Source organism: Pseudonocardia charpentierae (genome assembly GCF_031845345.1).
GTDB lineage: Bacteria > Actinomycetota > Actinomycetes > Mycobacteriales > Pseudonocardiaceae > Pseudonocardia > Pseudonocardia charpentierae.
In genome coordinates this window covers 388,698-401,301 of the sequence record NZ_JAVREJ010000002.1, presented here as the reverse complement: position 1 = coordinate 401,301, position 12,604 = coordinate 388,698, and the positions used below count along the sequence as shown (strand labels likewise).

Genomic DNA, 12,604 nt, shown 5'->3' with positions numbered 1-12,604 from the left:
CCGCAACCCGGTGTGACGTCCCCGTGTCGGGTCTCCCGAGGTACTTGCCCCTGCCCGCACGGAGGTCCAGGGTGATCTCTTCGATGGAAAGTCAGGGGAGGTTGCCATGCCCGGGTCGGGAGTCGTGCGAGCGGCGATCGTGCAGGCGAAGTGGACCGGCGACACGGCGTCGATGATCGAGATCCACGAGGGCTACGCGCGCGCGGCGGCGGAGCAGGGCGCGAAGATCATGGGTTTCCAGGAGGTCTTCAACGCGCCCTACTTCTGCCAGGTGCAGGAGTCGGAGCACTACCGCTGGGCGGAGCCGGTGCCCGACGGGCCGACGGTCACGCGCATGCAGTCGCTCGCCCGCGAGACCGGGATGGTGCTCGTCGTGCCGGTGTTCGAGCTCGAGAGCTCGGGCAACTACTACAACACCGCCGCGGTGATCGACGCCGACGGCACGGTGCTGGGCAAGTACCGCAAGCACCACATCCCGCAGGTCAAGGGCTTCTGGGAGAAGTACTACTTCAAGCCCGGGAACCTCGGGTGGCCGGTGTTCGAGACCGCTGTCGGCACGGTCGGCGTCTACATCTGCTACGACCGGCACTTCCCCGAGGGCTGGCGCGCGCTGGGCCTGGCCGGGGCGCAGATCGTGTTCAACCCGTCGGCGACGAGCCGGTCGCTCTCGTCGTACCTGTGGAAGCTCGAGCAGCCGGCCGCCGCCGTGGCCAACGAGTACTTCGTCGCGGCGATCAACCGGGTCGGCGTCGAGGAGTACGGCGACAACGACTTCTACGGGACGAGCTACTTCGTGGACCCGCGCGGACAGTTCGTCGGCGACGTGGCGTCGTCGCACGACGAGGAGCTCCTGGTCCGCGACCTGGACCTCGACCTGATCGACACCGTCCGCCAGCAGTGGGCGTTCTACCGCGACCGGCGCCCGGACGCCTACGGTCCCCTGGTGCAGTCGTGAGCACCGGGAATGAGCAGGGGGACCTGCTGGCCCGTACCCGGGCCGTCCTGCCCAGCTGGCTCTCCATCTACTACGACGACCCCATCGAGATCGAGCGCGGCGAGGGCCGCCACGTCTGGGCCGCCGACGGCACCCGCTACCTGGACTTCTTCGGCGGCATCCTCACCACGATGACGGCGCACGCGCTGCCCGAGGTCACGGCCGCAGTCGCCGAGCAGGCCGGGAAGATCCTGCACACCTCGACGCTGTACCTGAACCGGCCGATGGTGGAGCTCGCCGAAGAAATTGCTGCGATCGCGGCGATTCCGGACGCGAAGGTCTTCTTCACCACGTCCGGCACCGAGGCCAACGACGCCGCGCTGCTGCTGGCGTCGTCGCTGCGCCGGTCCAACCAGATCCTCGCGCTGCGCAACAGCTACCACGGCCGGTCGTTCTCCACGATCGCCATCACCGGGAACCGCACCTGGTCGCCGACGTCGCTCTCGCCGTTCCAGACCTACTACGTGCACGGCGGCAACCGCTTCCGCAGCCCGTTCGCGGGGCTGGGTGACGCCGAGTTCGTCGACGCCTGCGTCTGGGACCTGCGCGAGGTGCTCGACCAGGCGGGCGGCGACGTCGCGGCGCTCATCGCCGAGCCGATCCAGGGGGTCGGCGGGTTCACCCACGGGCCCGACGGGCTGCTGGGCGCATTCGCCAAGGAGCTGGGCGAGCGCGGGATCCTGTGGATCAGCGACGAGGTGCAGACCGGCTGGGGACGCACCGGCGAGCACTTCTGGGGCTGGCAGGCGCACGCCCAGGGCGGCACGACCCCGGACATCGTCACGTTCGCCAAGGGCATCGGGAACGGCCTGTCGGTGGGTGGGGTCATCGCCCGCGCCGAGATCATGGACAGCCTCAAGGGCAACTCGATCTCGACGTTCGGGGGCTCGCCGGTCACCGCGGCCGGGGCGCTGGCCAACCTGCGCTACCTGCTCGCGAACGACCTGCAGGGCAACGCCGCGAAGGTCGGGCCGATCCTGCTCGACGGGCTGCGGGAGCTGGATTCCCCGATCGTCGGCGACGTCCGCGGCAAGGGGCTGATGATCGGTGTCGAGCTGGTCCGGCCGGGGACGGGCTCACCCGGCGAGCCCGCGCCCGAGCTGGCGAGCGCCGTGCTGGAGGCGACGAAACGCCGTGGCCTGCTGGTCGGCAAGGGTGGCCTGTACGGGAACGCGCTGCGCATCGCGCCCCCGCTGACGCTCACCCCGGAGGAGGCGACGGAGGGGCTGGCCCTGCTCACGGCGTCAATCGAGGAGGCGGCCGCGGGTCTCGCGACGACTGCGTCCGTCGAGGAGAAGGTGGTCTCACCATGAGCCGGACGCTGATCTCGGGCGGCCTGGTCGTCACGGCCGCCGACGAGGTGCTGGCCGACGTCCTCATCGAGGACGAGAAGGTCGTCGCGGTGACGGCGCCCGGCTTCGGGGCGACGGCCGACACCGTGATCGACGCGACCGGGATGTACGTCGTCCCGGGCGGGGTCGACGCGCACACCCACATGCAGATGCCCTTCGGCGGCACCACCGCCGCCGACACGTTCGAGACCGGGACCCGGGCGGCGGCCTGGGGCGGCACCACGACGATCGTGGACTTCGCGATCCAGCAGGCCGCGGCGAGCCGCGAGGACGGCAGAGCCGGCTCGCTGCGCGAGGGCCTCGACACCTGGCACGCGAAGGCCGACGGCAACTGCGCCATCGACTACGCGTTCCACATGATCATGGCCGACGTCAACGAGAGCTCGCTGAAGGAGATGGAGGCGCTCGTCGGCGAGGGCGTGACCAGCTTCAAGCTGTTCATGGCCTATCCGGGCGTGTTCTACAGCGACGACGGCCGGATCCTGCGCGCGCTGCAGAAGGGCGCCGAGACCGGCGGCCTGGTCATGATGCACGCCGAGAACGGCATCGCGATCGACGTGCTCGTGGAGCAGGCGCTCGCGAAGGGCCACACCGACCCGCGCTACCACGGCGAGGTCCGCCACCAGCTGCTCGAGGCCGAGGCGACGCACCGGGCGATCAAGCTCGCCCAGGTCGCCGGGGCGCCGATCTACATCGTGCACCTGTCGGCGGCGCAGGCCCTCGCCGAAGTCACCCGCGCCCGCGACGAGGGCTTCAACGCCTTCGCCGAGACGTGTCCGCAGTACCTGTTCCTGTCCACCGACGACCTGGCCCGGCCCGGCTTCGAGGGTGCGAAGTACGTCTGCTCGACGCCGCTGCGTCCCAAGGAGCATCAGGCGGCGCTGTGGCGGGGGCTGCGCACCGACGACCTGTCGGTGGTGTCGACCGACCACTGCCCGTTCTGCTTCAAGGGGCAGAAGGACATGGGGCTGGGCGACTTCTCCAAGATCCCGAACGGGTTGCCCGGCGTGGAGACCCGGATGGACCTGCTGCACCAGGGCGTCGTCGAGGGGCACATCTCGCGGCGGCGCTGGATCGAGATCGCCTCGGCCACGCCGGCGCGCATGTTCGGGCTCTACCCGCGCAAGGGCACGATCGCGCCGGGCTCGGACGCCGACATCGTGGTCTACGACCCGACCGCGACCCAGGTGCACTCGGCGTCGACGCACCACATGGCCGTCGACTACTCCTGCTACGAGGGCCGCGAGACCACCGGCAAGGTCCGCACCGTCCTGTCGCGGGGCCGGGTGATCGTCGACGGCGGGCAGTACCGGGGTTCGGCGGGCGACGGGCAGTTCCTGCGCCGCGACACGTGTCAGTACCTGAGGTGAGCGGGATGGACATCGGGCTCGTCCTGCAGACCGACCCGCCGGGCTCGGCGGTCGTGGACCTGATGGTGCGCGCCGAGGAGCTGGGCTTCAGCCACGGCTGGACGTTCGACTCGCACGTGCTCTGGCAGGAGCCGTACGTGATCCTCTCGCAGGTGCTCGCGCGCACGTCGCGGCTCGTCGTCGGGCCCATGGTGACGAACCCGGCGACCCGCGACTGGACCGTCATCGCCTCCGTGCACGCCACGCTGAACGAGATGCACGGCAACCGGACGGTGTGCGGCATCGGCCGGGGCGACTCCGCGGTGCGGGTGCAGGGCCGGAAACCGACGACGCTGGCCCGGCTGGCCGGCGCGGTGCAGGCGATCCGGGAGCTGGCCGAGGGGCGTCCGGTGGACGTCGAGGGCACATCCATACAGATCCCATGGGTGCCGTCCGGGGCACGGCTGCCGGTGTGGGTGGCCGGCTACGGCCCGAAGGCGCTGGAGCTGACGGGCCGGTACGCCGACGGTTTCATCCTCCAGCTCGCCGACCCGTACCTCGTGGAGTGGACGGTCAAGTCGGTGCGCGCCGCGGCGGAGGCGGCGGGGCGTGACCCCGACGCGCTGACCATCTGCGTGGCCGCCCCGGCGTACGTCGGCGACGGCAGCGCGGAATCCACAGCGCACGCCCGCGACCAGTGCCGCTGGTTCGGCGGGATGGTGGGCAACCACGTGGCGGATCTGGTGACGCGCTACGGCGAGAGCGGGGCCGTGCCCGCGGAGCTGACGAGCTACATCAAGGACCGCGAGGGCTACGACTACAGCCACCACGGCAAGGCCGACAACCCGTCGACGACGTTCGTCCCCGACGAGGTCGTCGACCGGTTCTGCCTGCTGGGCCCGCCGTCGGCGCAGCTGGAGCGGCTCGCGGAGCTGCGCGGGCTGGGCGTGGACCAGTTCGCGATCTACGCGATGCACGACGCCCGGGAGGCGACGATCGAGGCGTACGGGAGGTCGGTGATCCCGGCGCTGACCTGATCCCCGCTACGGGTATGGGAGGTCGACGATCCTCCGCTACGGGCGCTGACGGCAGCGTGATCCCCCGCTATGGGTCCTCAGTGCTCCGCGATCCGCGGTCGCGGGTGCTCAGGGTTCGTCACGAGACCATGAGCACCCGTACCGGACGATCACCGACCCGACGCGGGATACCGACGATCAACGCCCGGCCGTACGAGCCGCCAGTTCTGCCTGCACCTCCGCGACTATCTGGTGCGGCCGCCGCATGACGACGGCCGCGTCGAACCGCAGGATCCGCCAACCCGCGCTGGCCAGATCCGCCTCGCGCACGAGGTCCCGCCGGGCACGGGCCTGAGTGCGGTGTTCCTCGCCGTCGTACTCCACCGCGATCCGAAGTTCCGGATACGCAAGATCGAGTCGATATCGACGGCCGTTGACGACCACGACGTGCTGGACCTCGGGTGGGATACCTGCCAGGACCAGCGGAATCCGCATCCGCGTCTCCATCGGCGACTCGGCTCGCCGATCGCAGAGCTGGAGCGCTTCTGCAATGTTCGCGCCACCGTGCGAGCCGAGGTACTGCCGCCGCAGCGCACGAACGACGTCGAGATCGGCATCGCAGCAGTGCGCGAGGGCGTCGAGGGCGACCACGCGCTCGACGAGCCGAGGGGCCCAGCGCGCGAGGTCGTAGGCCGTGCGTTCCGGGGTGGTGACGACACCTCCGGAGTCGATCGGCACCGTCTCGGCGAAGTCGAAGTAGTCGCGGTGGACCCGCAGATCGTCGCAGAGGTACCTGTCCGTCATGAGGACGTGCGCCGGTTCGTCCGCAGGCCCGCAGGACGCTCCCCAGAGCTCGGCCGCTGCATAGCCGGCTACGGCACCGCGCCCGTCGACCAGCAGACCGGCCGCGCGGGCCCGCAACGCCAAGTCGACCTTAGCGGTGACGGGGATGTACACGTCGGGAAACAACCGCCGGAAGTGCGGCCCACGCAACTGGCCACGGGTGAGGATGCCGGCGGCGACGGCACGGGAGCCGCGGAAGGGGCGGGAGGACTCGGGCGAGAGGTTGGGGCGAGCGATGTTCAACATGACCGAGCTCGACGGATCCCGTGGACGACCGGTTCCCTGATCGCCCGCTTCGGGTGCTGACGGTTGCGCCGACAGCTACCAGCACCCGGTAGTGCCGATCAACGGCCGCTCGGCAGCCGGAGGCCCCCGAAGCGGCGGATCAACGGCCACCAACACCCGTAGCGGGGGATCAACTCCCCGACCCCGAACAACGAACGGCACTCTCGCCGGAACCTATCCGACGAGAGTGCCGTTCGTTCGTTTCCGGAGCGGGCAGCCGGCCCTGGGAGCTACGCGAGGCCGTTCTGCGACAGCCAGTTCTTCGCCACCGTCTCGGGGCTCGGCTTCGCCTCACCCGCCGCCTCGGCGTTGAGCGCCGTCAGGTTCTGCGTGGTCAGCTTCGTGGCGATCTCGTTCAGCGTCGACTTGACCGCGTCGCTCGCCTTCGCCTTGTTGATCAGCGGCAGGATGTTCTGCGCGGCGAAGTTGTTGTTGGGGTCGTCGAGCACCACGAAGTCGTTGGTCTCGATGGAGGCGTCCGTGGTGAACAGGTCGGCGGCCTGCACGTCACCGTTCTTCAGCGCCGCGACGGTCAGCGGGCCGCCCGCGTCCAGGGAGCGGAACTCCTTGAACGAGCAGTTGTAGGTCTTCTGGATGCCCGGGATGCCGTCGGGGCGGGTCTGGAACTCCGGCGGGCCACCGAACACGAGGTTCGCGCACTGGGGGGCGAGGTCGGCGATCGACTTCACGTTCAGCTGCGTCGCGGTCTCCCGCGTGACGACGATGGCGTCCTTGTCCTCGGCGGCCGACTTGTCGAGCACGACCAGGTTGTCCGGCAGCGCTTCCTGCAGCGCGGTGAAGACCGCGTCCGGCGCCGTCTCGTCGGCGGCCTTGTCGAAGTACTGCAGCAGCACCCCGCTGTACTCCGGGATGAGATCGATCGACCCGTCCTGCAGCGCCGGGATGTAGGCCTCCCGGCTGCCGATGTTGAGCCGCTTCTCGACCGTGACGCCCTTGGCCGACAGCGCCTGCGCGTAGATCTCGGCGAGGATCTGGCTCTCGACGAAGTTCGCCGAGCCCACGACGACCGTGTCGTTCGGCGCCGCGGCGCCCGAGGTCTGGCCGGAGCCGCTGGACAGGGGGTCGCCTCCGCCTCCGCAGGCGGTGAGGGCCAGGGCCAGGCCCGCCAGCGCCGCTGAGGTGCGGGCGATCAGGGATGTACGCATCGGGGACGTTCCTCCTGTGAGGTCACGCCGCACGTGCGGCGTCGGGGGCTTTCGAGGGGACGACACGCAGCCGGCGCGTTGCGGGCGCGGCGCGTAGACCGGGCGACACGACCAGCTTCTGCAGGGCGGCGAGCAGCAGGTCCGCGACGACGGCGAGCAGCGCCACCAGCAGCGAGCCGGCGATCATCTGCGGGAAGTCGCGGATGGCCAGGCCGTCGATGATGTACCGGCCGAGGCCGCCGAGCGCCACGTACGCGGCGATGGTCGCAGTGGAGATCACCTGGAGCACCGAGCTCCGGATGCCGCCGATGATGAGCGGCAGGGCGTTGGGCAGCTCCACGCCGAGCAGCACCTCACGCCCCCGCATCCCCATCCCGCGTGCGGCGTCGACGACGGCGGGGTCGACGTTGCGCACCCCCGCGTAGGTGCCGGCGAGGATCGGCGGGACGGCGAGGATGACCAGCGCGACGATCGGGCCGATCAGTCCGAGGCCGGTGGCACCGACGATCAGGACGAGCAGGCCCAGTGTGGGCAGGGCGCGCAGGCCGTTCGCGAGGCCGACGACGACGAAGCCGCCGCGGCCGGTGTGCCCGATCCACGCACCGATCGGGACCGCGATGACCAGGGCGATCACCAGCGTGAGAGCGGTGTAGCCAAGGTGCTCGACGAGCCGGGCGGGGATGCCCTGCGCACCTGTCCAGTGCGCGGGGTCGAGCAGGTAGGAGAAGAAGTTCACGCGGGCCTCCCCACGGTGCGGCGGGACCGGTCCCACGGGGTGAGGACCCGGCCGAGCAGCAGGAGCAGCCCGTCCACGACGAGCGCGATGACCAGCACCAGCACGATGCCGGTGACGATCTCCGCCGGGATGTCGCGCTGGAACCCGTCGGTGAACATCTTCCCCAGCCCGCCGAACCCGATCACCGCTCCGACGGTCACGAGGCTGATGCTCGACACCGCGGCGACCCGCAGCCCGGCCACCACCACGGGGACCGACAGCGGCAGCTCGACGGCGATGAACCGGCGCAGCGGGGTGTAGCCCATCGCCGTGGCGGAGTTGACCACGATCGCCGGGACGGCGTTCAGCGCGTCCGCGACCGTGCGCACGAGCAGGGCGACGGTGTAGACGGTCAGGGCCACGACCACGTTGATCGGGTCGAGGATGCGGGTGCCCAGGAGCGGCGGCAGCAGCACGAACAGCGCCAGCGAGGGCACTGTGTACAGCAGCCCGGCGACGTTGATCGTCAGGCTGCGGCCCAACTTGGTGCGGTTGGCGAGCCACCCGAGCGGGATCGCGAGCACGAGGCCGATCACGACCGGTGGCAGCGCGAAGTACAGGTGCTCGAGCGTCAGGTCACGGATGAGGGCGAGGTTTGCCCAGAGCCAGTTCAACGCAGCATCCACCCCATGCGTGCTCAGGCCGCCTCGGCGCGCCGGACGGCGGCCAACGCCTCGAGCACGTCGTCGGCGGCGACGGCACCGACCGCGCGCCCGTCGCCGTCGACGGCGACGCCCTGCCCGGACGGCGACGACAGCGCCGCGTCGAGCGCGCTGCGCAGCGAGCCGGAGCCCGTGTCGTACAGCGAGCCGCCGGGGACGATGTCGTTCGCGTCGGCGGTCGCCCCGCCCGTGCGGTCGTGGTGCCAGCCCAACGGGCGTCCGTCGGCGTCGAGCACCAGGGTCCAGCCCTCGTCCGTCCGGTCTCCCGACCGGACGGTCCGCAGCTCGTGCAGCGGCAGCCGCTTCGACGACAGGAACGACAGCCCGCGGTAGCCGCGGTCGCGGCCGACGAACGAGTCGACGAAGTGGTCGGCCGGGCGGGCGAGCAGCACCCCGGGCTCGTCGTACTGGGCCAGCTTGCCCCCGACGCGGAACACCGCGACCCGGTCGCCGAGCTTGACCGCCTCGTCGATGTCGTGGGTGACGAACACGATCGTCTTGCCCAGCTCGGCCTGCAGCTTGAGGAGCTCGTCCTGCAGGCTCTCGCGGACCACAGGGTCGACCGCGCTGAACGGCTCGTCCATCAGCAGCACGGGCGGGTCGGCGGCCAGGGCGCGGGCCACGCCGACGCGCTGCTGCTGGCCACCGGAGAGCTGGCCGGGATAGCGGCGCGCCATCTCGGGGGTCAGCCCGACGGTCTCCATCAGCTCGGTCGCGCGGTCGCGGGCCTTCTTCTTGTTCCATCCCAGCAGCAGCGGCACGGTCGCGATGTTGTCGACGATGGTGCGGTGCGGGAAGAGGCCCGCCTGCTGGATCACGTACCCGATCCCCCGCCGCAGCTCTGCCGCGTCGGACTTCATGACGTCCGTGCCGTTGACGAGGATCGTGCCGGACGTCGGGTCGATCATGCGGTTGACCATGCGCAGCGACGTGGTCTTTCCGCAGCCCGACGGCCCGACGAACACCGTGATCCCGCCGTCGCGTACCTGAAGCTCCAGGTCGTCGACCGCGACCGTGCCGTCGGGGTAACGCTTGGTCACACCGCGGAACTCGATCACCGGGCGGCCTCCCTGCTCACCGACGACGCCTTGCCGGCCGTCGTGAACGGCTGAGGCTAACCCGGTCGAAGGCCCGGGGCACCCTGATGGCCGCGCCGTTACCGCTCTGGGACGCAGCTGTCGGGCGAAGCCCTGCCCTGAACCGCAGCCGATCTGCTCAGTCGGGGAGCGCGACAGTTGCGGAGCGGGTCTCAGGCGACGGAGGGACCGTCAGCCGCTCCCCCGCGAGCATCTGCCGCAACTGCCGCGGCGGCAGCGACCGCGAGAACAGCCACCCCTGGTGCGCCTCCACCCCCACGCCACGCAGCACGTGGTACTGGTCGGTGGTCTCGACGCCCTCCGCCACACACGAGCGCCCCATGGCCTTCGCCATGTCGACGACCGCGCGGGCGACCGCGAAGTCGGCGGGGTCGGAGGCGACGCCGCGGACGAACGCGCGGTCCACCTTGACGATCTGCGCGGGCAGCTCCTTGAGCCGGGCCAGCGACGAGTACCCGGTGCCGAAGTCGTCGATGGCGAACCGGACCCCGCACTGCACGAGCCGCTCCATCGCCGCGAGCGCGTGCGCCGGCAGGGCGACGAGGCTGGTCTCGACGACCTCGAGCACCAGGCGCTCCCACGGCAGGCCGCTCGACTCGACGATGTCGGTCACGGTCGCCCGGAAGGCCGGGTCACCCGGCAGCAGCCCCGCGAGGTTGACCGCCACCGACACGGGCCGGCCGCCGTGCTCGGGCCAGCCTGCGGCCTCGCGGCACGCGGTGGTCAGCACCCACTCGTCCAGCTCGCGCAGCAGGCCACCCCGCTGCGCGATCGGCAGGAAGTCGCCGGGCGGGATCAGGCCGTGCTCGGGGTGCGGCCAGCGCACCAGCGCCTCGGCGGTGCAGATCAGCCCGTCCGGACCCACCACCGGCTGGTACTCCAGCACCAGCGCGTCCGTGGCGATCGCGTCGCGCAGCTCCGCTTCCAGCTCCAGGTCGCGCGTCGCGGAACCGACCACGCCGTCGGTCGCCAGGGCGACGCCACCGCGGCTGGTGCGCTTCGCGTCGTGCATCGCCACCTCGGCGAACCGCAGCAGATCCGCCGCCGCGACCTCGCCGTCCGCAGGCGGCACCGCCACCCCGACCGACGCCGTGAGCTGCACAGGGCGGCCCCGGACGGTCAGCGTGGTGCGCAGCAACCCGGCGACGACGCCCGCGAGCGCCTCCGGCCCGCCCGCGTCCGCGGAGTCGCCACTGACCACGACGAACTCGTCGGCCCCGAGCCGGGCCGCCGTGCAGCCGACCGGGAGCTCGCGCTGCAGCCTGCCGGCCAGCGTGACCAGCAGGTCGTCGCCCGCGTCGTGCCCCAGGGCCGAGTTCACCCGGCGGAAGTCGTCGAGGTCGCCGCAGATCACGGCCACCTGGCCGCGGCCGGGGCGGGTGAGCAGCCCGTGCAGCAGCTGCAGGCACGCGGCCCGGTTGGGCAGCCGCGTCAGCTCGTCGACGCTGCCGGCGTTGCGCAGCAGCTCGGCGGCGCGGCGCTGCTCGCTGACGTCGGTGCAGGCGAGCAGCCAGAACCAGCCGTCGTCGTCCAGCGTGGTCGCGGACACGGCCAGCTCGCACCACACCGTGGTGCCGTCGCCGCGCAGCAGCGGCACGGCCGCCACCTGGTAGCGGTGAGCTGAGCCGGGCGGCACCGCGCGCAGCCATTCCGGCAGCGGCGGGAGCAGCGGGCCCTCGAGCGCCGCCGTACCCGGGTCGGGCACGGGGTCCGCGCACATCGCGGCGACCGGCAGCCCGCGCAGCTGCTCCGGGACGGCGTCCAGGAGCGCGCACAGAGCCGGGTTCACCTCGCGGACGACGCCGTCGGGGTCGACGATCGCGACGCCGGTGGGCACGAGGGCGGCGAGGTCGGCGAACCGGCGGGCCGCGTGCCGGGCACGCGCCTCGAGGTCGTGCTGGCCGGTGACGTCGCGGACGACGCCGATCAGCCGGGCGGGCGCCCCGTCCGGCCCGAGCTCCACCTCGGCCCGGCAGCTGAGCCGGACGCCGGGCAGCGCCAGCTCGGCCTGGTGGTCGCGGGGGCCTGCGCCGACGCGCAGCGCCCGGACCAGCAGCGCGACCTGCTCACCCTCGACCGGTCCACCGCTGCCGTCGGGCTCGACCCCGATGTTGCGGTACAGCTCCTGCAGCGGCTCGCTGCGGTGCAGCGTGCCGGTGGCCAGCTCGTAGCGCCAGGTGCCGACGCGGGCCATGCGCTCCAGCTCGGCGGTCCACCGGCGCTCGGCACCGTGGTCCGGCCGCGGGACCAGGACGACGACCTGCAGGTCGCGGTCGGGGACGTCCCACTGGAGCAGGTGCACCGGGAGCGGCGCGGCCGCGCCCATCAGGTGCGCCTCGGTGCTTGCACCGGCGACGAACGCGGAGACGCCCGCGCCGAGCAGCTCGGCCTCGGTCCGGCCGGTGAGCCGCTGCAGCGCCGCGTTCACCTGCACGATCCGGTCGGCGCGGTCGCGGACGAGGGCGGCTGCCGCGGCGGGCAGCGGGAGGTCGACGTGACCCGGCGCCACGGTGCCGACGAACGCCTCGGCGTCGAGCAGGTCGGTGGCGGACCCCGCCGGGACCGCCGCGGGCGCCTTGGTGGTGGCCGACGCGGGGCCCTCGACGACCCCCAGGGGCGAATCCCCTGGTGCGGCGACCGCACCGAGGACACGGGGCCGGGGCGACGGCCGGGGCCGCAGGCGGGGAGCGCCGGCCGGGGCGAGCTTGACCGTCGACTCCTTGCCCTCGCCGGCCGCCGGAGCGGCAGGAGCGAGGGGGACGACCGTCAGCGGGGCGGGTCGGGACGGGACGGCTCCGAGCGGCCTCGGGGAGTCCGGCATCGCCGCCGACACGGGTGGCTGCTCGGCGACGACACGGGCCAGTCGCGAGGCGAACAGCGCGGCGTCGGAATGTGGCTCGGTGCCGTACCGGGCCTGCTGCGCGCGCTGCAGGTCCACCCGCGCCACCGGGTCGAGTGGGTGCGGGCCCGACCGCTCCGCGCCGTCGTAGGAGCCGTCCGCGTAGGGGCCGTCCGCAAAAGGGCCGCCGTGCTCGGTCACGGGCATCTCCCGGGCTGGTGGTGTC

The 12,604-nt window shown here is 72.1% G+C and carries 10 protein-coding genes; 4 read left to right on the top strand and 6 right to left on the bottom strand.

Going from position 1 to position 12,604, the window contains the following annotated elements:
• Positions 1-106: 106 nt before the first annotated feature.
• The 4 genes from RM445_RS04980 to RM445_RS04965 are packed head-to-tail and all read left to right on the top strand — an operon-like array spanning position 107 to position 4,732.
• Positions 107-955, top strand: coding sequence for a nitrilase-related carbon-nitrogen hydrolase (locus tag RM445_RS04980; RefSeq protein WP_311554806.1), 849 nt, complete (start codon positions 107-109; stop codon positions 953-955).
• Positions 952-2,307 carry an aspartate aminotransferase family protein gene (locus RM445_RS04975; RefSeq protein WP_311554805.1) on the top strand — a complete coding sequence of 452 codons (1,356 nt, stop codon included), beginning with the start codon at positions 952-954 and terminating at the stop codon, positions 2,305-2,307. Before RM445_RS04980 ends, RM445_RS04975 begins: the two co-directional genes overlap by 4 nt.
• Positions 2,304-3,716: a dihydropyrimidinase gene (gene hydA, locus RM445_RS04970; protein ID WP_311554804.1), complete on the top strand. Its 1,413-nt coding sequence runs from the start codon at positions 2,304-2,306 to the stop codon at positions 3,714-3,716. The genes RM445_RS04975 and hydA overlap by 4 nt, the downstream gene beginning before the upstream one ends.
• Before the next feature lie 5 nt (positions 3,717-3,721).
• The gene (locus tag RM445_RS04965; protein WP_311554803.1) at positions 3,722-4,732 is read left to right on the top strand and encodes a TIGR03842 family LLM class F420-dependent oxidoreductase; all 1,011 of its coding nucleotides are present in this window, start codon (positions 3,722-3,724) and stop codon (positions 4,730-4,732) included.
• A 177-nt stretch (positions 4,733-4,909) separates the two neighbouring features.
• Here the strand turns inward: RM445_RS04965 and RM445_RS04960 are convergent, their stop codons facing one another.
• From RM445_RS04960 to RM445_RS04935, 6 genes are all read right to left on the bottom strand, one after another.
• Positions 4,910-5,800: a DUF559 domain-containing protein gene (locus tag RM445_RS04960; RefSeq protein ID WP_311554802.1), complete on the bottom strand. Its 891-nt coding sequence runs from the start codon at positions 5,798-5,800 to the stop codon at positions 4,910-4,912.
• 269 nt (positions 5,801-6,069) lie between these two features.
• Positions 6,070-7,005, bottom strand: a complete 936-nt coding sequence (locus tag RM445_RS04955) for an ABC transporter substrate-binding protein (protein ID WP_311554801.1) — start codon at positions 7,003-7,005, stop codon at positions 6,070-6,072.
• A gap of 22 nt (positions 7,006-7,027) precedes the next feature.
• Positions 7,028-7,741, bottom strand: a complete 714-nt coding sequence (locus tag RM445_RS04950; protein WP_311554800.1) for an ABC transporter permease — start codon at positions 7,739-7,741, stop codon at positions 7,028-7,030.
• Positions 7,738-8,406 carry an ABC transporter permease gene (locus RM445_RS04945; RefSeq protein ID WP_311554799.1) on the bottom strand — a complete coding sequence of 223 codons (669 nt, stop codon included), beginning with the start codon at positions 8,404-8,406 and terminating at the stop codon, positions 7,738-7,740. Before RM445_RS04945 ends, RM445_RS04950 begins: the two co-directional genes overlap by 4 nt.
• An 11-nt stretch (positions 8,407-8,417) precedes the next feature.
• Positions 8,418-9,500: an ABC transporter ATP-binding protein gene (locus tag RM445_RS04940; RefSeq protein ID WP_311554798.1), complete on the bottom strand. Its 1,083-nt coding sequence runs from the start codon at positions 9,498-9,500 to the stop codon at positions 8,418-8,420.
• A gap of 157 nt (positions 9,501-9,657) precedes the next feature.
• Entirely contained in the window at positions 9,658-12,579 is a 2,922-nt protein-coding gene (locus tag RM445_RS04935; RefSeq protein ID WP_311554797.1) for a putative bifunctional diguanylate cyclase/phosphodiesterase, read from the bottom strand.
• Positions 12,580-12,604 lie beyond the last annotated feature (25 nt).